The sequence below is a fragment of the Cellulomonas sp. genome (genome assembly GCF_036279715.1).
Classification (GTDB): Bacteria; Actinomycetota; Actinomycetes; order Actinomycetales; family Cellulomonadaceae; genus Cellulomonas_A.
In genome coordinates this window covers 1-22,132 of the sequence record NZ_DASUIR010000117.1, presented here as the reverse complement: position 1 = coordinate 22,132, position 22,132 = coordinate 1, and the positions used below count along the sequence as shown (strand labels likewise).

General features: G+C 72.5%; 22 protein-coding genes. 13 read left to right on the top strand and 9 right to left on the bottom strand.

Features of this window, described 5'->3' with window-relative positions; genetic code table 11:
• Positions 1-29: 29 nt before the first annotated feature.
• Positions 30-563, bottom strand: a complete 534-nt coding sequence (locus VFW79_RS11815; RefSeq protein ID WP_329677487.1) for a YbjN domain-containing protein — start codon at positions 561-563, stop codon at positions 30-32.
• On the bottom strand, positions 560-1,186 hold the full coding sequence (locus VFW79_RS11810) for a YbjN domain-containing protein (RefSeq protein ID WP_329677486.1): 627 nt from the start codon (positions 1,184-1,186) through the stop codon (positions 560-562). Before VFW79_RS11810 ends, VFW79_RS11815 begins: the two co-directional genes overlap by 4 nt.
• 124 nt (positions 1,187-1,310) lie before the next feature.
• Here VFW79_RS11810 and VFW79_RS11805 point away from each other — a divergent pair, with 124 nt between their 5' ends.
• From VFW79_RS11805 to VFW79_RS11785, 5 genes are read left to right on the top strand one after another with little or no spacing between them, the layout of a single operon-like run.
• Positions 1,311-1,787: a YbjN domain-containing protein gene (locus VFW79_RS11805; protein WP_329677485.1), complete on the top strand. Its 477-nt coding sequence runs from the start codon at positions 1,311-1,313 to the stop codon at positions 1,785-1,787.
• A 38-nt stretch (positions 1,788-1,825) separates the two neighbouring features.
• A complete protein-coding gene (locus VFW79_RS11800; RefSeq protein WP_329677484.1) occupies positions 1,826-2,647 on the top strand; it encodes a hypothetical protein in 822 nt (273 codons plus the stop codon).
• The gene (miaA, locus tag VFW79_RS11795) at positions 2,644-3,600 is read left to right on the top strand and encodes a tRNA (adenosine(37)-N6)-dimethylallyltransferase MiaA (protein WP_329677483.1); all 957 of its coding nucleotides are present in this window, start codon (positions 2,644-2,646) and stop codon (positions 3,598-3,600) included. The genes VFW79_RS11800 and miaA overlap by 4 nt, the downstream gene beginning before the upstream one ends.
• The gene (gene dapF, locus VFW79_RS11790; protein WP_329677482.1) at positions 3,597-4,577 is read left to right on the top strand and encodes a diaminopimelate epimerase; all 981 of its coding nucleotides are present in this window, start codon (positions 3,597-3,599) and stop codon (positions 4,575-4,577) included. The genes miaA and dapF overlap by 4 nt, the downstream gene beginning before the upstream one ends.
• Positions 4,578-4,591: 14 nt before the next feature.
• The gene (locus VFW79_RS11785; protein WP_329677481.1) at positions 4,592-4,924 is read left to right on the top strand and encodes a thioredoxin family protein; all 333 of its coding nucleotides are present in this window, start codon (positions 4,592-4,594) and stop codon (positions 4,922-4,924) included.
• Here VFW79_RS11785 and VFW79_RS11780 read toward each other — a convergent pair.
• Positions 4,911-5,522 (bottom strand): class I SAM-dependent methyltransferase, encoded by a 612-nt coding sequence (locus VFW79_RS11780; protein WP_329677480.1) that lies wholly within the window; start codon positions 5,520-5,522, stop codon positions 4,911-4,913. The genes VFW79_RS11785 and VFW79_RS11780 overlap by 14 nt on opposite strands.
• Positions 5,523-5,692: 170 nt before the next feature.
• Here VFW79_RS11780 and hflX point away from each other — a divergent pair, with 170 nt between their 5' ends.
• From hflX to VFW79_RS11765, 3 genes are all read left to right on the top strand, one after another.
• Positions 5,693-7,252 carry a GTPase HflX gene (hflX, locus tag VFW79_RS11775; protein WP_414647950.1) on the top strand — a complete coding sequence of 520 codons (1,560 nt, stop codon included), beginning with the start codon at positions 5,693-5,695 and terminating at the stop codon, positions 7,250-7,252.
• A 76-nt stretch (positions 7,253-7,328) separates the two neighbouring features.
• The gene (locus VFW79_RS11770; protein ID WP_329677478.1) at positions 7,329-9,464 is read left to right on the top strand and encodes an ATP-dependent DNA helicase; all 2,136 of its coding nucleotides are present in this window, start codon (positions 7,329-7,331) and stop codon (positions 9,462-9,464) included.
• A gap of 110 nt (positions 9,465-9,574) precedes the next feature.
• The gene (locus VFW79_RS11765) at positions 9,575-10,579 is read left to right on the top strand and encodes an L-lactate dehydrogenase (protein WP_329677477.1); all 1,005 of its coding nucleotides are present in this window, start codon (positions 9,575-9,577) and stop codon (positions 10,577-10,579) included.
• A gap of 8 nt (positions 10,580-10,587) precedes the next feature.
• Here the strand turns inward: VFW79_RS11765 and VFW79_RS11760 are convergent, their stop codons facing one another.
• Complete coding sequence (locus tag VFW79_RS11760) at positions 10,588-10,863, bottom strand: DUF7218 family protein (RefSeq protein WP_329677476.1); 276 nt, start codon at positions 10,861-10,863, stop codon at positions 10,588-10,590.
• Between the two features lie 121 nt (positions 10,864-10,984).
• On the bottom strand, positions 10,985-11,632 hold the full coding sequence (lexA, locus tag VFW79_RS11755; RefSeq protein WP_414647952.1) for a transcriptional repressor LexA: 648 nt from the start codon (positions 11,630-11,632) through the stop codon (positions 10,985-10,987).
• A 392-nt stretch (positions 11,633-12,024) separates the two neighbouring features.
• On the opposite strand from lexA, the gene VFW79_RS11750 reads away from it, so the two are divergent.
• Entirely contained in the window at positions 12,025-12,447 is a 423-nt protein-coding gene (locus VFW79_RS11750) for a LysM peptidoglycan-binding domain-containing protein (RefSeq protein WP_329677475.1), read from the top strand.
• A gap of 174 nt (positions 12,448-12,621) precedes the next feature.
• Positions 12,622-13,143 carry a transcriptional regulator NrdR gene (gene nrdR, locus VFW79_RS11745; protein WP_329677474.1) on the top strand — a complete coding sequence of 174 codons (522 nt, stop codon included), beginning with the start codon at positions 12,622-12,624 and terminating at the stop codon, positions 13,141-13,143.
• Between the two features lie 7 nt (positions 13,144-13,150).
• On the opposite strand, the gene VFW79_RS11740 is transcribed toward nrdR, so the two are convergent.
• The gene (locus VFW79_RS11740; protein ID WP_329677473.1) at positions 13,151-14,851 is read right to left on the bottom strand and encodes an AMP-binding protein; all 1,701 of its coding nucleotides are present in this window, start codon (positions 14,849-14,851) and stop codon (positions 13,151-13,153) included.
• Between the two features lie 67 nt (positions 14,852-14,918).
• Positions 14,919-15,968, bottom strand: a complete 1,050-nt coding sequence (locus tag VFW79_RS11735) for an aldo/keto reductase (RefSeq protein ID WP_329677472.1) — start codon at positions 15,966-15,968, stop codon at positions 14,919-14,921.
• A gap of 87 nt (positions 15,969-16,055) precedes the next feature.
• On the opposite strand from VFW79_RS11735, the gene VFW79_RS11730 reads away from it, so the two are divergent.
• Positions 16,056-16,253 (top strand): DUF5302 domain-containing protein, encoded by a 198-nt coding sequence (locus VFW79_RS11730; RefSeq protein ID WP_109132818.1) that lies wholly within the window; start codon positions 16,056-16,058, stop codon positions 16,251-16,253.
• 96 nt (positions 16,254-16,349) lie between these two features.
• On the opposite strand, the gene serA is transcribed toward VFW79_RS11730, so the two are convergent.
• Positions 16,350-17,546 (bottom strand): phosphoglycerate dehydrogenase, encoded by a 1,197-nt coding sequence (serA, locus tag VFW79_RS11725; RefSeq protein WP_329677471.1) that lies wholly within the window; start codon positions 17,544-17,546, stop codon positions 16,350-16,352.
• Between the two features lie 154 nt (positions 17,547-17,700).
• Here serA and VFW79_RS11720 point away from each other — a divergent pair, with 154 nt between their 5' ends.
• Positions 17,701-18,567 (top strand): matrixin family metalloprotease, encoded by an 867-nt coding sequence (locus VFW79_RS11720; RefSeq protein ID WP_329677470.1) that lies wholly within the window; start codon positions 17,701-17,703, stop codon positions 18,565-18,567.
• Positions 18,568-18,571: 4 nt separating this feature from the next.
• Here VFW79_RS11720 and VFW79_RS11715 read toward each other — a convergent pair whose 3' ends face one another.
• The gene (locus VFW79_RS11715; protein WP_329677469.1) at positions 18,572-20,893 is read right to left on the bottom strand and encodes a HelD family protein; all 2,322 of its coding nucleotides are present in this window, start codon (positions 20,891-20,893) and stop codon (positions 18,572-18,574) included.
• Between the two features lie 214 nt (positions 20,894-21,107).
• On the opposite strand from VFW79_RS11715, the gene VFW79_RS11710 reads away from it, so the two are divergent.
• The gene (locus VFW79_RS11710) at positions 21,108-22,043 is read left to right on the top strand and encodes a PAC2 family protein (RefSeq protein ID WP_329677468.1); all 936 of its coding nucleotides are present in this window, start codon (positions 21,108-21,110) and stop codon (positions 22,041-22,043) included.
• The last annotated feature ends 89 nt before the right edge of the window (positions 22,044-22,132 follow it).

Below are 22,132 nucleotides of genomic sequence, written 5' to 3'. Positions count from 1 at the left end.
GCCGTTCGGCGGCCGAGCCGTCGGGTCGCTCAGTTGTTCGGGGTCCCCGGCGGCGGTGAGTCGTCGTGCGGCAGGATCTCGTCGAAGGCGCTGAACATCTGCACGCCCGTGCCGAGGCCGCACGCGACGAGCTGAGCGAGCTGGTCGTCGGTCACGCCGCGTTCCAGGTCCGCCGAGACCTCGCTGTACAGCGCGAGCAGGCCATCCTCCTCGCGGATGTACACCTTGGGCCAGATGTGTTCGCGGTTCCAGTCGTTGACCGCGAGGGCTGCCGCCCCACGCCGCTCCAGCGGCAACGACCGGTGCCACCGCCCCCGGACCTGCACGATCTCCTCGTCGTCGCCGAGCAGCAGGAACCAGAAGCGGCTGCCGTCCCACGTTCCGGTGAGGTCGCCGTCGTCGTCGACGACGTACCGGTACCCGCGCGAGTCGAGGTAGCTCGCGATCCGGCCACGGGTCAGCGGGGTCGGGCTCTCGGAGGAGCTCGCCGGGTCGTGCTTGACCGGCTTGGTGAAGCCACCGAGGACACGCGAGAGCCAGCCGGGGCGCAGAGGTTCGGTCATGGCGCCATCGCCGCCGGGTCGGGGTAGAGCTCGTCGATCGAGTCGAAGAACATGCTGCCGGTGCTCAGACCGCAGAACAGCAGCTGGTTGAGCTGGTCGTCGGTCACCCCGTGCTCGAGATCGGTCGCGACCTCCGCGATGACGTGCACCATGCCGTTGTCTCTCACCCGCACGTACGCCTTGGGCCAGATGCGCTCGGCGTTCCACTCGTTGCAGGCGTCGAGAACCTCCTCGAGGCGCTCGATCGAGACCTCCCGGTGCCACTGGCCGCGGATCTGCAGGATCTCGGAGTCGTCACCGAACAGGAAGAAGTAGTACAGCCGGCCGCGCCACAGCCCACCGAGGTCACCGTCGTTGTCGACGAAGTAGCTGAAGTCGTTGCGACGGAACCACGCGGTGATGCGCTCGGGTGTGACCGGCGTCGGGGCATCGACGACGATCTGCGTCGCCCCGAGCTCACGCACCAGGAGCTCGGCGACGCGGTCGTGGAGCTCGTCGTCCGGCACCGCGCTCGCGCCCGAGTCCGCCGGGGCGAGGCCGGAGGCCAAAGGTGCACCGGCACCGCCGTCGGCGGCTCGCAGCCCGAACCAGCGGCTCAGCCGACGGCCGGGGAAGAAGCCCATGGCGAAACCCTAACCCCGACGTCGGACAGCCGTCTGCGCGGTTCGTGTCCGGGTTAGTCTCGCCCGAGGTCGCAGCGTCCGCGGAACCGCGGGACCGCGTCCGACCAGAGAGAGGACCACGACCATGGGCGAGGACGTCACGCTGCCACCACTGACCCATCAGCGGATCGTCGACCGGCTCGAGGCGCGCGGCCTCGTCTATGCGGTCGACGCCGACGGGGACATCGGCGGGCGCTGGGAGGACCACGTCTTCTACTTCTTCCGGCAGGGGGCACGCGGTGACTACCTGCAGGTCCGGGGTCGGTGGTCACGCGACCTGCCGGTGTCCGAGGTGGACGCGCTCACGCGCGTGCTGAACGAGTGGAACCTCACGACGCTGTGGCCGAAGGTCTACGTGCGCGTCGCTGGTGACGACGTGGGCGTGTACGCGGAGCACACGGTCGACTACGAGCGCGGCATCTCCGACGACCAGCTCGACCTGCACATGTCGTGCGCCGTGAGCACCGGGCTGCAGTTCTTCGCCCGGCTCGACGAGCTGTACCCGCAGGCGGTCGAGGCCGCGCAGGCGAAGATCGCGGCCCTGCGCGCCGCGGACTCCTGACGGCTCGGACGCCGCGGTCGACCGGCTACGGTCAGGTCATGCTGGTCGCCGCGTCCCTCGTCCCTGCGACGGCCCTGCTGGTCCCCGGCGCTGCGGGCCGCGCCGAGGTGCTCGTCGACCTGCGAGCGCGCGCCCTCGACGCCGTCGCTGCGCTGCTCTCCGCAGGACCCGAGCAGGTCGTCGTCGTCGCGCCTGGTCCCGCCGACCGCGACGTCGACGGTCCGGTGCGGGCCAGCCTCGCGTCCGCGGGTGTCCCCGACGACCGGCTCTCCTGGTCGTTCGCGCCGCCGCACCCGGCAGCGCACCCGACGTCACTCCCCGCTCAGGTCGGTGCGCCGGCCGCGGGCGTCGCCGCGAGCGTGGGACTGCTGCTCCTCGCGCGGTCGGGCTGGACCGGGCCGGTGCGCGTCCTCGAGGTGGGGCCGTCCGGCACCGCGCCCGTGGCCGGAGCGACGACCGGCCGGGGGGCGGACCTGCGCAGGCTGGGATCGTGCCTGGTCGACATCGGCGCGGTAGCCGGCGGGAGCCGCATCGGGCTCCTCGTCGTCGGCTCCTTGAGCGCGCGGCACGGCCCCGACGCGCCGCTCGCCGACGACGAGCGCGCTCCCGCGTACGACGCGGCCGTCCTTGCCGACCTGGCCGACGGCGGCCCGGCGGCCCTGGAGCGGCTGCGGGGGCTCGACGAGGGCGTCGCGGGGGAGCTCGCCGTGAGCGGGTGGGGTCCCTGGCAGGTCCTGCTGGGTGCGGTCGGGGACGACGCGGTCGAGGCCGTGGTCCTGGCGGCCAGCGCACCGTTCGGTGCGCAGCACGTCGTGGCGACCTGGCACCCACGGCCGGTGCGAGCGGGCGAGCGGTCATGAGCCTCGTGATCGCGGTCGTCGGCCCGACTGCCACCGGCAAGTCCGACCTCGGGCTGACGCTCGCCGAGCGGCTCGGCGGCGAGATCATCAACGCCGACGCCATGCAGCTCTACCGCGGCATGGACATCGGGACCGCGAAGCTCCCGCTCGCCGAGCGACGCGGCATCCCGCACCACCAGCTCGACGTGCTCGACGTCGACCAGGACGCCTCGGTGGCCGACTACCAGCGCGCAGCGAGGGCCGATCTCGTCGCGATCGACGCGCGTGGTGCGCGGGCCGTCGCCGTCGGTGGCTCGGGACTCTACGTGCGCGCGCTGCTCGACCACATGGACTTCCCCGGGACCGACCCCGACGCGCGCGCACGGCTCGAGGAGCGGGTGGAGGTCGAGGGGTCGCGCGCTCTGCACGCCGAGCTCGAGCGGCTCGACCCGGTCGCGGCGGCCGGGATCGGTCCCCGCAACGCGCGCCGGATCGTGCGAGCGCTCGAGGTGATCGCCCTGACGGGTCGGCCCTACTCCGCGAGCCTCCCGCAGCACGTCTACGAGGTGCCCGCCCTCCAGCTCGGGCTCGACTGCGACCGCGCCGTGCTCGACGCGCGGATCGAGGCGCGCGTGGAGCACATGTGGCAGGCCGGGCTCGTCGACGAGGTCCGGGCGCTGGCGGCGCGCGGAATCGGGCGCACTGCCTCGCGCGCCGTCGGCTACGCGGAGGTCCTGGCACTGCTGCGGGGCGAGATCGGTGCGTCCGAGGCGCGCGCCGCGGTCGCCGCGGGCACCCGGCGGCTGGCCCGCAAGCAGATGGGCTGGTTCGGGCGGGACCCCCGCGTGCACTGGCTGGACGCGCGCGACCCGTCCCTCGTCGACCGCGCGCTCGAGCTCGTGGCAGCGGCCGACGCGGGCGCGCTGGGCCCTGCCACGGTCGACCCCTCGCCGCGCCGTAGTCTGGGCTCATGACCGGCACACCGAGCCCCGCAGCGGCTGACCGGGCCACGAGCCTGCACGTGACCAAGGGCCACGGCACCGAGAACGACTTCGTGCTCCTCGACGACCGGGGCGACGAGCTCGACCTGTCCGCGCCCCTCGTGCGCTCGCTCACGGACCGGCATGCCGGGGTGGGTGGCGACGGCGTCATCCGGCTCGTCGAGAGCTCGCGAGTCCCCGAGGGCGCCGCGGTGCTCGCCGCCGACCCGTCGGCGCGCTGGTTCATGGACTACCGCAACGCCGACGGCTCGATCGCGGAGATGTGCGGCAACGGGGTGCGGGTGTTCGCCGCGTACCTCGAGCGGCTGGGGCTGTGGGACCCCTTCGGTGGCGAGCTCGCGGTCGGCACGCGGGCCGGCGTGCGTTGGGTCCGTCGGATCGCGGCCGCTGCGGGGACCTCGAGCGCGGACGACGAACCGTGGTACGCGGTGGACATGGGTCCGTGGAGCCTCCCGGGTGGCGCGCGCGCAGTCGAGGTCGGCTACGACGCCGAGGTCGCGGTGGTGGGGCTCGCTGAGGTCCGTCCCGCGCTCGGTGTGGACGTCGGCAACCCGCACACGGTGCTCGCCCTCGCGGGGCTGGCCGAGCTCGACGCCGCGGACCTCACACGCGCACCTGCCGTCGTCCCGGTGCCGCCCCACGGCACGAACGTCGAGCTCGTCGTGCCGCTGGGCGAGGAGGCCGGCCCCGACGGCTCGGTCGTCGGCCGCGTGCGGATGCGGGTGCACGAGCGAGGGGTCGGGGAGACGCGCTCGTGCGGGACCGGTGCGTGCGCGGCGGCGCTCGCCGTGCGAGCCTGGGCCGGCGACGGGGCTCCCGACGTCTGGCTGGTCGAGGTCCCGGGCGGGACCGTGCGGGTGAGCGTCCTGCCGGGCGGGCACGTCGAGCTCGCCGGTCCGGCCGTCCTGGTCGCCGACGCCGACGTGGCCCTCGCCGCGCTGGGCGCCTGACCAGGCCGTGCGGCATGCCCGCTGAACCTGCCGCCGGACTCGACCTGGCGCGCGACCTAGGGCTCCCGGTCGGCGCGCGCGCGACCTTCGTGCAGTTCTCCTCGACCTTCTGTGCGCCGTGCCGCACCACGCGGCGCGTGCTCGAGCGGGTCGCCACGACGACCGAGGGCGTGGTGCACGTCGAGGTCGACGTCGCCGATCACGTCGCACTGGGGGAGCGGCTGGGGATCACCGCGACGCCGACGGTGCTCGTCCTGGATGCCGAGGGCGTCGAGCGCATCAGGGCCGCGGGCGTGCCGACGCCCACGCAGGCGCGCGCGGCTCTGGCGGCCGTCAGCGTGCGGTGACCCGCAGCACGCGGAAGCCCTTCGAGGTCGAGACCCGCTCGACGTCGGCGCGGTCACCGAGCTGCTCGGCGATCCATCGCTGGAGGGAGTCCGCGCCGAGGTTCTTGCTGACGACGAGGTGTGCCTGGGCGCCGACGGCGAGCCGGGGGAGCCAGTGCAGCAGCAGCTCGTGGAGCGACTCCTTGCCGACACGGATCGGCGGGTTCGACCACAGCGCCGTGAACCGCACATCGTCCGGGACCTCGTCCGGCCGCGCCGCGACCACGTTCTCGCAGCCCAGCCGCTCGGCGTTGCGGCGGACCAGGTCGAGCGCCCGCTCGTTGACGTCCACAGCCCAGACCTTCGCGTCCGGCGAGGCCAGCGCGAGGCTGAGCGCGACGGGACCCCAGCCGCAGCCCAGATCGAGGAGGTCACCGGTCGCAGGGGGTCGGGGCGCGCCGCGCAGCAGGACGTCGGTCCCGAGGTCGACGTGGCCCGGGGAGAACACGCCGCCGGCCGTCTCGACGTCGACGTCACGTCCGGCAAGGTGCACCCTGACCTCCCGGCGCTCGTCGGGCGAGGCGGGTTGTGCCGTGAAGTAGTGGTCGCTCGTGCTCACGTCCGTGACCCTATCCGCCTGCTGCCGGCGTGCGATGCGTGCGCTTGCAGCGAATACCTTGCGGGTTCGCGCGTCCGGCGTGTCAGGCTTGAGGGAGCGCCGCCGAGCTTCGTGGCACGTCCGAGGGTTTGGCCGGCGGCGCACGAGGGTCGGGTGACCCTGGCAGAACGATGAGCAGGACGAATGAGAGGCACCGCGTGAACGACCCGCAGCACCCCAGCACGCACGAGGGCACAGCCGACGAGGTCGTCGCGCCACGCAGTGCGCAGGAGGTCGCGGACGACGTGGTGGCGCGCGTGCTCGCGAGGGCGGGCACCACGGTGCACGACGGGGGCACAGACCGCTCGTCCTACGACGGCGACCAGCTCGAGCTCGAGGAGCGCGCCTCGCTCCGGCGCATCGTCGGCCTGTCGACCGAGCTCGAGGACGTCACCGAGGTCGAGTACCGCCAGCTGCGGCTCGAGAAGGTCGTCCTCGTCGGCCTCTGGGGTGCCGGCACCGCGCAGGATGCCGAGAACTCCCTGCGTGAGCTCGCAGCCCTCGCGGAGACCGCCGGGTCGCTCGTGCTCGACGCCCTGCTCCAGCGTCGCCGCACGCCTGACCCGAGCACCTACCTCGGCTCGGGCAAGGCCGCCGAGCTCGCGACGATGGTCGCCGCGGTCGGCGCTGACACCGTGATCGTCGACGGTGACCTCGCACCCTCGCAGCGGCGCGCCCTGGAGGACGTCGTGCGCGTCAAGGTCGTCGACCGCACCGCCCTGATCCTCGACATCTTCGCCCAGCACGCCAAGTCCCGGGAGGGCAAGGCCCAGGTCGAGCTCGCCCAGCTGCAGTACCTCCTCCCGCGCCTCCGCGGGTGGGGCGACTCGATGTCCCGCCAGGCCGGTGGCCAGGTCGGTGGCGCGGCGGCCGGCATGGGCTCGCGCGGTCCCGGCGAGACGAAGATCGAGCTCGACCGGCGCCGCATCCGCGACCGCATGGCCAAGCTGCGCCGCGAGATCGCCGCGATGGAGCCCGCCCGGGTCACCAAGCGCGCGTCCCGCAAGCGCAACGCGATCCCGTCGGTCGCGATCGCCGGCTACACCAACGCGGGTAAGTCCTCGCTTCTCAACCGCCTGACCGGTGCCGGGGTGCTCGTCGAGAACGCGCTGTTCGCGACGCTCGACCCGACCGTGCGTCGCGCCGAGGCGGCCGACGGGCGCGTCTACACCCTCACCGACACCGTCGGGTTCGTCCGGTCGCTGCCGCACCAGCTCGTCGAGGCCTTCCGCTCGACGCTCGAGGAGGTCGCGGACGCCGACCTGGTGCTCCACGTCGTCGACGTCTCGCACCCCGATCCCGAGGGTCAGATCGCCGCCGTCCGGCACGTGTTCGCGGACATCCCGGGGGCCATGGACGTCCCCGAGGTCATCGTGCTGAACAAGGCGGATCTCGCTGACCCCGCCGCGATCGCCCGGCTGCGCTCCCGGGAGCCCGGCGCCATCGTGGTCTCGGCGCGGACCGGCGAGGGCATCGACGAGCTCCAGGCGCTCATCGCCGACCAGCTGCCGCGGCCCGGGGTGAGCGTCGATGTCGTCATCCCGTACGACCGCGGCGACCTCGTCAGCCGCGTGCACCTGCACGGCGAGATCGAGGCCGAGGAGCACACGGCCGCAGGCACCGCGCTGCGCGGACGCGTCGACGCGAACCTCGCCGCTGAGCTCGCGTCCGCGGCGGTCCGGCCGGCGTGAGCCTCCGGCCCGGCCATGTGCTCGCGCGGTGAGGGCACCCGCCCGGGTGGTCCGCGGGCGCGGCTAGGCTGACGCGGTGCCCGACCCCGCCGCCTCCGTCGACGAGCTGCTCGACCTCGCCGTCGGTGCGCTCGGCGGATCTCGACGGGACGGCCAGCACGCGATGGCCCGTGCTGTCGCCGAGGCCATCGAGAAGGGTGAGCACCTGCTCGTCCAGGCAGGGACGGGCACCGGGAAGTCGCTCGGCTACCTCGTGCCTGCGGTGCGGCACGCTGTGCTGAACGACGAGCGTGTGGTGGTGTCGACGGCGACCCTGGCCCTGCAGCGCCAGGTCGTCACGCGCGACCTCCCGCTCGTGGCGCAGGCGCTGGCGCCACGGCTCCCGCGGATGCCCGACATCGCCCTGCTCAAGGGCTGGCACAACTACCTCTGCGTGCACAAGGTCGCCGGCGGCTACCCGCAGGACGAGCCGGGCACGCTCTTCGACGTGGGAGACCATGCCGGCGCGGCTGAGCACCCCGCGCCCGTGCCGGTCGCGGGCAAGGGGTCCCGCTTCGGGCGTGGGTCCGACGAGGGCCTCGGCGACCAGGTCGTCCGCCTGCGCGAGTGGGCTGCCGAGACAGGCACGGGCGACCGCGACGACCTCGTGCCCGGCGTGAGCGAGCGTGCGTGGCGCCAGGTCTCCGTCACCGCGATGGAGTGTCTCGGCCCGAAGTGCCCGATGATCACCGACTGCTTCCCCGAGCGCGCGCGGACCCACTCGCGCGAGGCCGACGTCGTCGTGACGAACCACGCCATGCTCGGGATCGCCGCATCGGGATCGCCGGGCGTCCTGCCCGAGCACACGGTGGTCATCGTCGACGAGGCGCACGAGCTGACCGACCGTGTCACCGCGCAGGCGACGGCCGAGCTGTCGGTCGCCACCGTCGAGCATGCCGCCCGCCTCGCTCGCCGCCACGGGGGTGTCCCCACAACCGACCTCGACACCGCGAGCGCGGTCCTGGGTGCCGTTCTCGCCGCACTGCCCGAGGGCAGGTTCCCGACCGGGCTGCCCTCCGACGCGCGGGCAGCCGTCGGCGCGGTACGCGATGCCGCCCGAGGGCTGCTGACGGCGCTCAAGCCGGGCGGCGCGTCGGCATCCAACGCCACGGGGTCGGTCGAGGGCGGTCTGAAGATGGCGGCCTCGGCCATGCTGCTTCTCTTCGAGACAGCGGAGCGCATGGCCGCCGACCCGGAGCAGAACCGGCAGAGCGTCCTGTGGTGCGAGCGCGGCGACGGGAGCAGCCGCGGTCCGACGATGACGCGGCTGCTCGCCGCACCGCTGGCCGTCAACGGACTGATCCGCACGAACCTTCTCGCCGGCCGTTCCGGGATCCTCACGTCGGCCACGCTCGCCCTCGGCGGCTCGTTCGCGCCGATCGCGCGCTCGGTGGGACTGGACGCCCGGGCCGACGCCGAGGCCCAGGGCCCCGTGCAGCTCACCCCGGCCGCGACGGCCGTTCCCGGTTCGGACGCCCCCGCGGCAGCGATCGGGGACGCGCAGCCGTGGCACGGGCTCGACGTGGGCAGCCCCTTCGACTACCCCCGGCAGGGCATCCTCTACATTGCGCGGCACCTGCCCCCGCCGGGTCGCGAGCCCGCGACCGAGGCTCAGCTCGACGAGATCGCCGAGCTGATCACCGCGGCGGGCGGCCGGACGCTCGGGCTGTTCTCGTCCCGGCGGGCGTCGGACGCCGTGGCGCAGGCGATGCGTGACCGGCTGGATCTGCCCGTCCTCGCGCAGGGCGACGACCAGCTGCCGACGCTGGTGCGCGAGTTCGCCGCCGACGAGGCGACGTGCCTGTTCGGAACCCTGTCGCTGTGGCAGGGCGTCGACGTGCCCGGCGCGGCATGTCGGCTCGTGATCATCGACCGCATCCCGTTCCCTCGGCCGGACGACCCGGTTCGCTCCGCGCGGTCGGAGGCGGTGGCCGCAGCGGGCGGCAACGGCTTCATGTCCGTCTCCGCCACCCACGCGGCCCTCATGCTCGCGCAGGGCGCCGGTCGGCTCATCCGCACCACCGAGGACCGCGGAGTCGTCGCTGTGCTCGACCCGCGGCTTGCCACAGCGCGGTACGGCGAGTTCCTGGCCCGGTCGCTGCCCGACTTCTGGCGCACGACGGACCGGGATGTCGCCCTTGCCGCGCTGCGCCGCCTCGCTACGGGCGGTTAGCCTGACCCGACCGACATCTCCCCACTGACCTTGCCCTACTGACCTTGCCCGACCGACCTGCCCGACGCCCGGCCCGATCCGCGCGCGGCACCCGCGACAAGGAGCACCCGATGAGCGAGAACGTCGACAGCGACGAGCTGGGCCTGCCGGGGACCACGGCCGGGCAGCACCGCCGGACCAAGCTCGCGATCGTGGGCGCAGGCGCTGTCGGGTCGACCATCGCGTACGCGGCGCTCATGCGCGGAGCTGCGCGCACCGTGGCGCTCTACGACATCAACACGGCCAAGGTCGAGGCCGAGGCGCTCGACCTCGGGCACGGCGTGCAGTTCATGCCGATGGCCGAGGTGATCGGCTCGGACGACATGGCCGTGTGCGCCGACGCCGACGTCGTCGTGATCACCGCTGGCGCCAAGCAGAAGCCCGGGCAGACGCGCATCGACCTCGCCGAGGCGACGATCTCCCTCATCTCGACGATGCTCCCGCCGCTCGTCGAGGTCGCACCCCATGCGGTCTACCTGATGGTCACCAACCCCGTGGACATCGTCACGTATGCCGCGTTGAAGATCTCGGGGCTGCCACCTGCCCAGCTCTTCGGCTCGGGCACCGTCCTCGACTCCTCTCGGCTGCGGTACCTCATCGCGCAGCACACCGGCGTGGCGGTGCAGAACGTCCACGCCTACGTCGCGGGGGAGCACGGCGACAGCGAGCTGCCGCTCTGGAGCTCGGCAACGATCGGGGCTGTCCCGCTGCTCGACTGGCACGGCATCGGCGGACGGGGACAGCTCACCGCCGAGGTGCGCGACCAGATCGCCCACGAGGTCGTCGAGTCGGCCTACCGCATCATCGCCGGCAAGGGCGCCACCAACTACGCGGTCGCCCTGGCCAGCTCGCGCATCATCGAGGCGGTCATCAACGACGAGCAGCGCATCTTGCCGGTCTCCTCGCTGCTCGACAGCTACTACGGGATCAGCGACGTGTGCCTGTCCGTTCCGACGCTCGTCGGTCGTGATGGCGCGGGGGAGCGGCTCCAGGTGCCGATGTCGGGCGATGAGCTCGCGGGGCTGCGGAGGTCGGCTGAGTCACTCACTGCCGTCGCGCGGCGCCTCGGGTTCTGACCGAGAGCTCAGTGCCCGCGGAGCGAGGAGATGAGCTCGCTCTTGCGCATCCGCGAGCGACCCGCGACGCCGACCTCGGCCGCCTTGCGTCGCAGATCGGTGACGGTCCACTCCTCGTAGTCGCCGGACTTCCCGCCCTTGCGGCCGACCGCGCTGCGGGACGTCCGGGCCGCCGCGTTGGCGATGCGCGCCGACTTCTCCTTGCTGTTCCCGTCCTCGCGCAGCGCCTCGTACAGTCGAGCGTCCTTGACGCTGGGTCCTGGGTCTCGAAGTCGTCCTGGCATGTCTCGCTCCTTCCCTCGTGGCGTCGCCGTCGTTCATGCCGCCCATGAGTGGGGCCACCACTGAGCGTCGCGCAGCTCGATCGGCGCCGCACCTCGACGAGCCCAGGTCGTGCAGGCGCCGTCACAAGCTCCGCAGCACGGTGACCACGCGACCGAGAAGCTGGGCCTCGTCGCCGGGGATGGGGGCGTACGCCGGGTTGTGCGGCATGAGCCAGATGTGACCGTCGATGCGCTTGAAGGTCTTGACCGTCGCGTCGCCGTCGATCATCGCGGCCACGATCTCGCCGTTCTCGGCGACCGGCTGGCGTCGGACGACCACCCAGTCGCCGTCACAGATCGCCGCGTCGACCATCGAGTCGCCGACGACCTTGAGCAGGAAGAGGTCGCCGTCCCCAACGAGCTGGCGGGGGAGCGGGAACACGTCCTCGACAGCCTGCTCGGCGAGGATCGGTCCACCTGCGGCGATGCGACCGACGACCGGCACATACGACGGCGTCGGCTTGCCGTCCCGCACGGCGGAGTCCTCGTCGCCGAAGCCGAACGCGCCCGAGGGTGACCACTGCTGCACGGAGCGCGAGTCGTCGGCCTGCACGACCTCGATGGCCCGCGGGCGGTTCGGGTCTCGCCGCAGGTAGCCCTTGCGCTCGAGCGTCGTCAGCTGGTGCTTGACGCTCGACGGGCTCGTCAGCCCGACGGCCTCCCCGATCTCGCGCATGCTCGGCGGGTAGCCGCGCGACTCGACCGACGACCGGATCGTCTCGAGGACCATGCGCTGCCGCGTGGTGAGCCCGTCCGCGTCGGGCGGGCTGTCGGGCAGGGCGTGCACCGATGCAAGGCCGGGCTCGCCGGCGTTCGCGGTCGTCCCGTGCTCCGGGCCATGGCCGGTCCCGCGGTCTCTCGCCACCGTCGACTCCTCGCTGCCTCGTGTCGCGCATCTGTGCGCTCTGGTCGTGCGCCGTGTCGCCCCCGAGCGCCCGGCACGGACTGCGTGTCAGTGGCTCGTGGTGCCCTTGTCCTGCGTCGCCAGCCTAGGTCAGCGACGCGACCGGATCAAACACCTGTTCGAGCGTGTCTCGACGTCGGCGGGCAGCGCGTGATAGACATCGTACAAGCGTTCGACGTACACACGTTCGAACTTGCAGATTCTGAAGGGCGGCACTCATGAGCGCGATGGCGATGGACAACGTGGGTCTCGGCGGTTCGCTGCGATGGACGTCGGCCCCGCGCACTCCCGCGGCTCGTCGGATCCGCCCTGGGGCGCCGTCTGCCGGTGCGCGCACGGCTCGCACGAGCGAGCTGCGCCTGACGCGGCGAGGACGGTGGGTCGTAGCAGTCCTCGCCTCGGTGGTCGCGATCGGGACGGGGATCGCCGGAGGCCAGGCTGTCGCCGCCGGACCGACGCAGGCGCTCGAGGTCGTCGGCTACACCGTGCAGCCGGGTGACACGCTCTGGCGCATCGCGGCGGGCGTCGCCATGCCAGGCGAGGACGTGCGCGACGTCATCGTCGAGCTCCAGGACCTCAACGCCCTGCCGCGTGCGGAGCTCACCGCGGGGCAGCACCTGGTGCTGCCAGCCCACCGCTGATCTGAGGGGTCGCCCGCGAGGGGTGGTCGGCCCGATGCGGTGTTTGCTGTTCGCAGGCGCAAGGCTTACTTTCATCGCAGGAGTCGGGTCGGTTCGAAGATGCGCCCGACGATCGTGAACCGGTCGCCGTCCGGCACCCGCCGGGTGCCGTTCGCACCTGGCGAGGAGGAGTCCGTGCACTGTCCTTTCTGTCGACACGCTGATTCGCGCGTCGTCGACTCTCGGACATCGGACGACGGATCGTCGATCCGGCGTCGGCGTCAGTGCCCCGCCTGCAACCGGCGGTTCACCACGGTGGAGACGGCCAGCCTGTCGGTGGTGAAGCGCTCGGGTGCGACGGAGCCGTTCAGTCGCGAGAAGATCATCAATGGCGTCCGCAAGGCATGCCAGGGGCGCCCCGTGAGCGAGGACGACCTCGCTCTTCTCGCTCAGCGCGTCGAGGAGACGATCCGCTCGAGCGGCAGCGCCGAGCTCGACGCCTACGAGATCGGTCTGACGATCCTCGGGCCGCTGCGTGAGCTCGACGAGGTCGCCTACCTGCGGTTCGCGAGCGTGTACCAGGCATTCAGCTCGCTCGAGGACTTCGAGGCAGCCATCACGGTGCTGCGCGCCGAGCACGAGGTCGCAGCCGCCGACGAGGGTGCGGGCGACCGCGACACGACGAGCGAAGCAGTGACGTCGACCGACGCCAGCTGAGCCAGTCTCAGACCGCTGCGCTCGTCAGCAGCTGCTCGCGGACCACCCGGCGCAGGACCTTGCCGATCTGCGATCGCGGCAGGTCCGGCACGATGACGAGCTGGCGAGGCAAGGCGTAACGGGCGACGCGGCTCTCGCACCACGCGCGCACCGCAGCCAGGTCGAGCCCGGTCGATCCCTCGTCCAGGACGACCGCGGCGACGACCGTCTCGCCCATGTCGCCGTGGGGGACACCGACGACGGCGACATCGGCGACGCCGGGCATCCCGCGCAGCTGGTCCTCGACCTGCGACGGGTACACCTTGTAGCCGCCGGTCACGATCATCTCCTTGATCCTGTCCACCAGGGTCACGAAGCCGGCGTCGTCCATGGTCACGACGTCGCCGGTGCGGAGCCAACCGCCGGGCAGAAGCTGGTCGGCAGTGTCCTCAGGCCGGTTCCAGTAGCCCTGGAAGACCTGCGGGCCCCTGATGAGCAGCTCGCCCCGCTCGCCCACGGGCGCGTCCTTGGACGGGTCGTCCTGGTCGACGATGCGGATGTCGGTGCTGGGCCACGGCAGACCGAGTGAACCCGGGCGGCGGTCGGCCGAGCACGGGTTGCCCAGCGCGATCGGCGAGGTCTCGGTCATGCCGTAGCCCTCGATGAGCAGCCCGCCGGTGAGCCGCTCCCAGCGGTCGGCCGCCTCCTTGGAGATGGGCATGGCACCCGCGAAGGCGATCCGGATCGAGCTGAGGTCGGCATGGCGCTCCTCGGCGAGGCGCGCAAGCCGGTCGAACATGGGGGCGACGCCGGGCATGAACGTGGCCGGACGTCGTCGCTGCGCCTTGAGGATCGCCTCGGGGTCGAACTTGCCGAAGGCGATGAGCGTGGCGCCCATGTGAGCGGCAAAGAGCAGGCAGAGCGTGAGCCCGAACGCGTGGAAGAACGGCAGTGCCCCGAACGTCGTCTCCTCACCGTCGCGCAGCGGAGCCCACGCGTTGCTCTGGAGCACGTTGGCGACGAGCGACCGGTGGGTGACGACGGCGCCCTTGGGGGTTCCCGTCGTCCCGCCGGTGTACTGGATGAGCGCGATGTCGTCGGCGACGGCCTGGGGGTGGCCCTGCGGCAGGGGCGTGGCTCGCGCGACGACCCGGCGCCAGTCGAGGGCGGTCGGGCCCGCGTCGCCGCGCAGCTCGGAACGCAGCGTGCGCGCCTTGGCGACCGGGAGGGAGAGGGCGAAGCGCTTGATCGCCGGGAGGTCGCGCGTGAGGTCGACCGCGAGAACTGTGCGAACGGCGGTCCGCGCCTGCACCTCGACGATGCGCGCCGCGGTGGGCTCCCAGCCGATCGCGACGACGGCGCCGGAGTCGGCGAGCTGGTGCTCGAGCTCGGCTGCTGCGTAGGTCGGGTTGTGCTCCACGACGACCGCACCGAGGCGCAGGATGGCCCAGAAGGCGACGACGTGCGTGTGGCAGTTCGGCAGGGCGATCGCGACCCGGTCGCCCGCCCGGACGCCCAGACCGTGCAGAGCGCCGGCGGCCCGATCGATCTCGCGGGCGAGGTCGCGGTACGTCGTCGTCTTGCCCTCGAACACGAGGGCGACCCGCTCAGGGTGACGCGCCACGGTGCGCGCCAGGCCGGCCGTCAGGGGTTCGTCGGGGACCTCGATGACGACGGGCACGCCTGTCGCGTAGGAGGCGAGCCAGGGGCGGTCGGACGTCAGAGTCACGCCTCAAGCGTAACCTACGGGCCCGTAAGTTACTGAATAGTAGGTCGGGTGAGATCGGCCGTTCGCGCTACAGCTCGCTCGACCGCGGGCCCCAGAGGTTGACGCCCGCGTCGACGGCGTGGAGCTCGATCGCGGCGAGCTCGTCGGGGGTGATCGGGGGCCCGTCGATCGCGCGCAGGCTGTCCTCGAGCTGAGCGGTCGTGCGTGGTCCCAGGACGACGCTCGTGATGCGCGGGTCTCTCAGGACCCACGCGATCGCGAGCTGAGCGAGGCTCTGCCCGCGAGCGGCAGCGATCTCGGCGAGCGCGCGGACGTGGGCGAGGTTGTCCGCGCTGAGGTACTCCTGGCGCAGCGGCCCACCACGGGCTGCGCGCGAGTCGGCCGGGATCCCGGTCAGGTATCGGCCCGTGAGCATCCCCTGGGCGAGGGGTGAGAACGCGACGACGCCGAGCCCCTCGTCGGCTGCGACGTCGAGCAACGCACGCCCGCCTGCGCCGGGGTCGGGCTGCTCGATCCAGCGGTTCAGCATCGAGTAGGACGGCTGGTGCAGGGTGAGGTCAAGGCCCATCGAGCGCGCGACCTCGGTCACCTGCGCGGTGCGCACCGCCGAGTACGAGGACACCCCGACGTACCGTGCGCGCCCCGAGTCCAGCGCCGTCTTCAGCGCGCCGAGCGTCTCCTCGAGCGGTGTCTTCGGGTCGTACCGGTGGCTGTAGAACACGTCGACGTGGTCGAGTCCCAGCCTGGCGAGCGACCGGTCGAGCGAGGCGAGCAGGTACTTGCGCGAGCCATGCTCACCGAAGGGGCCGGGCCATGCGCGGTAGCCGGCCTTGGTGGCGATCACGAGCTCGTCCCGGTACGGAGTCAGATCACGCGCGAGGAGCCGCCCGACGCTCTCCTCGGCGGCACCCACCGGGGGGCCGTAGTTGTTCGCGAGGTCGAGGTGGGTGATCCCGAGGTCGATCGCGCGCAGCACGAGCTCGCGCTGCTCGGCGAACGGCCGCGCGGCTCCGAAGTTCTGCCACAGGCCAAGCGTGACCACGCCGAGCGAGAGGCCGGAGCGTCCTGCGCGACGGGTCGCGATCAGCGAGTGGCGTTGTGGGTCGGCGACGTGCATCCCACGACCGTACGCTGGGCATGCAGCGCGGTGGACGACCCCGCGCTGCGCCCGTCAAGGGCTTGACGATGACGAGGAGGCACCGCGATGGCGCAGCAGGACGACACGCCGAGCGCACCGACGGCGACCGAGGACGCGAAGGCGAAGTTCCGGGAGGCGCTCGACCGCAAGAAGGCAGCGGGGCACCGGACGGCCGACGGCTCGAAGAACACCGGGTCGGTGCACAGCGCTGAGACGACGGGACCGGTGCAGCGGCAGTTCCGGCGCAAGTCCGGCTCCGCCTGATCGGTTCGACGACGACGGCGGCGGCCGGTGGAGATGTCTCCGCCGGCCGCCGTCGTCATGTCGTGGTCGTTCCGTGCGCACGACCGGGCGCGCTGCCTACGACAGCAGACGCAGCCGCACCGACTCAGGTCGTGCCCGCAGAGCGTCGACGACGGCCTGCTCGACCGGTGCACCAGCGTCGGTGACGACGTAGCCGATGTCGCCACGCGTCGCGAGGAGCTGCCCCTCGATGTTGACGCCGTGCTCGGCGAGCGTCGCGTTGACAGCGGCCAGGACGCCGGGCGTGTTGCGGTGCAGGTAGGCCAGACGGTGCACACCGGGAGCCTGGTCGAGCGCGAGGTTCGGCAGGTTCACGCTGAGGGTCGTCGTGCCCGTCCGGAGGTAGTCCCGCATCTTGTGGGACACGAAGTTGCCGATCGCCTCCTGCGCCTCCTCGGTCGAGCCGCCGGTGTGCGGCGTGAGGATGACGTTGGGCAGGCCGCGCAGCTCGGACTCGAACGGGTCGCCCTTGCGCTTCGGCTCGACCGGGAAGACGTCGATCGCCGCGCCGCTCAGGTGCTTGGAGACGATCGCCTCCCGGAGAGAGGCCGGGTCGACGACGAAGCCGCGGGACAGGTTGAGCAGGATCGCCCCGGGTCGCATCCGCGCGATCTGCTTTGCTCCGAACATCCCGGCGTTGCCGGGGCGACCGTCGACGTGCAGCGTGACGATGTCCGCCGACTCGAGCAGCTCGTCCATTGTCGAGGCGCGGCGCGCGTTGCCGAGCGCGAGCTTCTCGGCGGTGTCGTAGAAGATGACCGACATGCCGAGGTTCTCGGCGAGCACCGACAGCTGGGTGCCGATGTTGCCGTACCCGATGATCCCGAGCGTCCGGCCACGCACCTCGTGCGCGCCGATCGCGGACTTGTTCCAGACACCCTCGTGCATCGACCGGTCGAACTCCGTGAGCCGTCGCGTGAGGCCGATGATCTCGGCGATCGTGATCTCGACGACCGACCGCGTGTTGGAGAACGGTGCGTTGAACACCGCAACCCCGTGGTGAGCGGCCGAGGCGAGGTCGATCTGGTTGGTGCCGATGCAGAACGCACCGATTGCGATCAGGTCGGGGGAGCTCTCGATCGCGCGAGCGGTCACGGTCGTCTTGGACCTGATGCCGAGGAGGGCGACCCCCTGCAGGGCGTCGATGAGCTCGTCCTCGTCGAGGGCGCCGGTGCGGGTGATCACCTCGTAGCCGGCCTGCTCAAGGTTCGTCACGGCATCGGGGTGGAGGTTCTCGAGGAGGAGTGCGCGCACGGACACATCGTGCGCCCTCACGGTCGACAGACCAAGCCGGTCCCGTCCCTCGGACAGGTGGAGGGCCTCGTCGGCCTACCGCCGGACGAGAGGCGCGGTGCAGTTCACCCGGAAGCACGGCGCGGCGGAGGCGGCTCGGTTGCGACACTGCGGCGTGACCTTGTCGATGCGACGCTACCGGCGGCAGGCCGAGCGCATCGAGAGGCGCGGAGGCTCGGCTGCGACGCGGGTCGGGCTGAACCCGATCCTGGCGGTCGGCCTGGTCGGAGCCCTGCTGGGTCTGGCGTGGTCCCGGGGAGCGCTGCCGACGTGGCTGCCGATCGCTCGGCCACCGACGTTCATCACGGTCGAAGGTCGACTCGTCGCGGTGCCGGCACCGGCGAAGGACGCCGTGCGAGTCCTGCCGAGGGTCCCGGTCGCGACGAGCGGGTCGTACGCGTTCCTCGACGTCACGGCGTCGGGTGCTCCCATCGGCTTCGACCCCTGCCGCCCGGTCCGCTACGTCGTCCGGCCCGATGGCGCACCCGCCGCGGGCGACCAGCTCATCGCCGAGGCGGTCGCGACGATCTCGGCAGCGACGGGGCTCGCGTTCGTCGACGCGGGGTACACGAGCGAAGAACCCCTCCTCGACCGTCCGCTCGTCCAGGCGCGCTACGGCGACGGCTGGGCACCGGTGCTGTTCGGCTGGTCGGACGAGACCGTGTATCCCGAGCTGGCTGGATCGACTGCCGGGCTGGGCGGCGCCTCGGTCGTCCCGTCGGCGTCCGGGCCCGGCGAGTTCCTGGCGGGCGGGCGGGTGCTCCTCGACGCCCCCGACCTCACCGCGATCCTCGCCAGCCCCGACGGTTACGCGCGGGCTCGGGCCGTCGTCGTGCACGAGGTGGCGCACGTCGTCGGTCTCGACCACGTCGCCGACGCGGCCGAGCTCATGGCGCCCACGATGGGGGCGCTCACGGTGCTCGGACCGGGGGACCGGGCGGGGCTGGCGCTCGTCGGCCAGGTGCCGTGCGACGGCGCCTGAGCGCTCAGTCCTCGCGCTGCGGCGAGGCGCCGTCCAGGCCCGGCGGGAGGTCGCGCTCGTGCACGACGCGCAGGGCTCGGGTCGGGCGGGTCATCGCGACGTAGAGGTCGCCCGCGGTGGTTGCCAGGACGTCGGCGGGCTCGAGCAGCACGACGGCATCGAACTCGAGGCCCTTGCTCTCGCGCGGCGTCAGCAAGGAGACAGGCGCGTCGAGGTCGGTCGTTCTGGCCGACGACGCGGAGCCGGGCGCCCGTAGCACCTCCTCGAGACCCGCGTCCCGCAGCACCGAACGGACCTCGTCGAGCTGGCGACGCGGCCCGATGACGGCCACGCGCCCCGCGCCGGCGTCGTCGGGCACCTCCTCGAGGAGCGACCGCACCTGAGCCACCGCGGCCGTCGCGAGCAACCCGGGTGCGACACGGTCGAACGTGAGCGCACCCGCGACGTCGCGGGCGGACGTCAACCGGCTGACCGGCAGCCCCGCCTCGGCCGCGACCCGCTGTGCCGCGTCGGCGACCGTCGCGGGCGTCCGGTAGTTGACCGTGAGCTCTGCGAGGCGCCACGACGAGCGCAGCACCGGTTCGAGCGTGCCGCGCCACGAGTGGGCACCGGCGCTCGACGACGTCTGGGCGACGTCGCCGACGATGGTCATCGAGCGGGTCGGCACCCGGCGCAGGAGCGCTCGCCACGCCATCGCGGACAGCTCCTGGGCCTCGTCGACGACGACGTGACCGTAGGTCCAGCTCCGGTCGGCCGCTGCGCGCTCGGCGGTCGTCAGTGACGGTCCGGACCCCGCGAAGCGGTCGGCCAGCAGCTCGGCGGACACGAGGCCGTCGCCGCCGTTCGACTCCAGCACGCGGCGGGCGTAGTCGACCTCGGCGACACGGCGTGCCGCGTCCGCCCGCTCCCGGGCGCGCGCCGCCTGGTTGTCGTCCCCGAGCAGCTCGGCGGCCTCGTCGAGCAGCGGGACGTCAGCCGCGGTCCACAGCGCGTCAGGGGATCGCTGCAGGAGCGCACGGTCGTGGGCCGACAGCTCGGGAGACGCCGCCGCGAGGCGGTGCGGCTTCGTGAGCAGGTCGGTGACGAGGCCCTGCGCAGTGAGCGGCATCCAGGCGAGGTTGAGCGCGATCCGGATCTCTCGCGTCGAGCGGAGCTCCTCGAGGATCTCGCCCCGCTCGTCCGGGGCGACCGGCCACCCGAGCTGCGCCACGTACTGCTCGGCGAGCCGCGACAGCATGTCGCGGACGAACGCGACGCGGGCCTGGTTGTGCGGACGGTTGCCGCGCCGCGCGCGTGCGATCGCCGCGGAGACATCGGACGGCGTGACGACGATCGTCGAGCCGTCGATGCGGACCTCGGTGGGCTGCGCGGGCACCCGCTGGCGTTGGCGCACCGCGCGTGCGATGACCTGCGCCATCACGGCGCGCCCCTTGATCTCGGCGACCACGTCGTCCTCGATGCCCGTCGGTATGACTCCCGGGAACAGGTCGGCGACCGTCGTCGTCACCACACCGGTCTCGCCGAGGGACGGCAGCACCTGGTCGATGTAGTGCAGGAACGTCCGGCTCGGACCGACGAGCAGGACGCCCGAGCGCTCGAGCATGCGCCGGTGGGCGTACAGCAGGTACGCGGCCCGGTGCAGCGCGACGGCCGTCTTGCCCGTCCCTGGCCCGCCCTGCACGACGAGCGCACCCTGCAGCTCCGACCGGATGATCGCGTCCTGCTCGGCCTGGATGGTCGCGACGATGTCGCTCATCCGACCTGTGCGCCCGGCGGCGAGGGACGCCAGCAGCGCGCCCTCGCCGGACAGGCCGCTCAGCGTGAGGCCGTCGTGGCGGGCAGCCTCGGAGCCCGACCCGTCAGCCTCGACCACCGACGCCAGCACGTCCAGATCGAGGATCTCGTCCTCGATGCCGGTCACCGAGCGTCGGCGCGTCACCAGGTGGCGGCGCCGCACGACGCCGTCGGGCTGGGCCGCGGTCGCCCGGTAGAAGGCCTGCGCGGCCGGCGCGCGCCAGTCCGTGAGGATCGAGGCGTGGTCCTCGTCGGCCAGGCCGATGCGCCCGACGTAGCGCTCCGTGCCGTCCGTCAGGTCGAGCCGGCCGAAAGCGAGACGGTCCTCGACGGCCTCGAGCTGGGCGATCCGGTCCTCGTATAGGGTCGCGAAGGCATCGCGCTCGCTGCGGTTCTGCGGCGAGCCGGACGGCCCTTCGCGACGCACCTCGGCGAGCCGGGCGCGTGTCTGCGCGCGGAGCTGGTCGAGCCGGCGGTACAGCCTGTCGACGGTCTCCTGCTCACCGCGCAGCTCCGACTCGCTTCCCGCCACGTCGGCGCTCCTGTTCCCCCAGGGTGGTCGACCGACCACCGGATGCCTCCGTGCACACGCGCGGAGCGGCCGTCCATTATCCGCCTCGCCAGGGCCCTCATGTGCAGCACCGCCGTGCGGGGACGGCCGTGCGGGGAAGAGCCGGGCCCGTGTCGGTGTTGTCGAGATCGAGGCCGCGTGCTCCGGGTGCGGTCAACGAAAGAGGTGAGGACCCATGCAGGACCCCAACGACATCTACGACGTCGACCCGCAGGTCGCGACCGAGGTCGAGACGCGGTCTGCCGGCGGACTGGGTCCGGTGCTCGTGCACGCGTTGCGCGGCTTCATGGACGCGGGCAGTGCCGGGCAGCTCGCCGTCGAGCACCTGACCGAGGAGCTGCCGACGACGCGGCTCGCGACGTTCGACGTCGACCAGCTCATCGACTACCGCTCCAGGCGGCCGATCATGACGTTCGACTCGTCGACGTGGAGCGACTACGACGAGCCCGAGCTGGTCGTCGACGTGATCCACGACGCTGCGGGGGTGCCCTTCCTCCTGCTCCACGGGCTCGAGCCCGACGTCCAGTGGGAGCGGTTCGCGTCGGCCGTCCGTCAGATCGTCGAACGATTCGACGTGCCCATGACCATCGGCCTGCACGGCATCCCGATGGGAATCCCGCACACGCGTCCGCTGTCGGTCACGGCGCACGCGACGCGGCCGGAGCTCATCTCGGATCACAAGTCGTGGTTCGGGACGGTCCAGGTCCCGGCGAGCGCCAGCGCGCTGCTCGAGCTCAGGCTCGGTCAGTCGGGGCACGATGCGATGGGTTTCGCCGTGCACGTCCCGCACTACCTGGCCCAGTCCTCGTTCCCGCAGGCGAGCATCACGGCGCTCGAGAACCTTCAGCGTGTGACGGGCCTCGACCTGCAGCTCGCGAGCCTCACGCAGGCCGCCGACGAGACGGTGCTGGAGATCGAGCGCCAGGTCAACGGTTCGGAGGAGGTCGCTGCCGTGGTTCACGCCCTCGAGGAGCAGTACGACGCCTTCACGCACAACCTGGGCCGGACGGGCTTGCTCGCCGAGAGCGCGCAGCTCCCGACCGCGGACGAGCTGGGCGAGGAGTTCGAGCGGTTCCTGGCTCAGCAGACCGGCGACGGTCCCGGACTGTGACCTTGCTCTCGGCTCGTCGGCCATGAGTTGCGCCGATGGGCCCTGACCGCATCAAACGGCGCCGGCCGCACGACACGCGTCGTGCGGCC

Excerpts from the sequence above, each read along its gene's own strand:
- VFW79_RS11760 (WP_329677476.1), bottom strand. The coding sequence starts at position 10,863 with ATGCCAGGACGACTTCGAGACCCAGGACCCAGCGTCAAGGACGCTCGA.
- VFW79_RS11735 (WP_329677472.1), bottom strand. The coding sequence starts at position 15,968 with ATGCACGTCGCCGACCCACAACGCCACTCGCTGATCGCGACCCGTCGC.
- VFW79_RS11730 (WP_109132818.1), top strand. The coding sequence starts at position 16,056 with ATGGCGCAGCAGGACGACACGCCGAGCGCACCGACGGCGACCGAGGAC.
- VFW79_RS11765 (WP_329677477.1), top strand. The coding sequence starts at position 9,575 with ATGAGCGAGAACGTCGACAGCGACGAGCTGGGCCTGCCGGGGACCACG.
- hflX (WP_414647950.1), top strand. The coding sequence starts at position 5,693 with ATGAGCAGGACGAATGAGAGGCACCGCGTGAACGACCCGCAGCACCCC.
- lexA (WP_414647952.1), bottom strand. The coding sequence starts at position 11,632 with ATGGTCCTCGAGACGATCCGGTCGTCGGTCGAGTCGCGCGGCTACCCG.
- VFW79_RS11805 (WP_329677485.1), top strand. The coding sequence starts at position 1,311 with ATGGGCGAGGACGTCACGCTGCCACCACTGACCCATCAGCGGATCGTC.
- VFW79_RS11750 (WP_329677475.1), top strand. The coding sequence starts at position 12,025 with ATGAGCGCGATGGCGATGGACAACGTGGGTCTCGGCGGTTCGCTGCGA.
- VFW79_RS11810 (WP_329677486.1), bottom strand. The coding sequence starts at position 1,186 with ATGGGCTTCTTCCCCGGCCGTCGGCTGAGCCGCTGGTTCGGGCTGCGA.
- miaA (WP_329677483.1), top strand. The coding sequence starts at position 2,644 with ATGAGCCTCGTGATCGCGGTCGTCGGCCCGACTGCCACCGGCAAGTCC.
- VFW79_RS11815 (WP_329677487.1), bottom strand. The coding sequence starts at position 563 with ATGACCGAACCTCTGCGCCCCGGCTGGCTCTCGCGTGTCCTCGGTGGC.
- VFW79_RS11785 (WP_329677481.1), top strand. The coding sequence starts at position 4,592 with ATGCCCGCTGAACCTGCCGCCGGACTCGACCTGGCGCGCGACCTAGGG.
- VFW79_RS11800 (WP_329677484.1), top strand. The coding sequence starts at position 1,826 with ATGCTGGTCGCCGCGTCCCTCGTCCCTGCGACGGCCCTGCTGGTCCCC.
- dapF (WP_329677482.1), top strand. The coding sequence starts at position 3,597 with ATGACCGGCACACCGAGCCCCGCAGCGGCTGACCGGGCCACGAGCCTG.
- VFW79_RS11710 (WP_329677468.1), top strand. The coding sequence starts at position 21,108 with ATGCAGGACCCCAACGACATCTACGACGTCGACCCGCAGGTCGCGACC.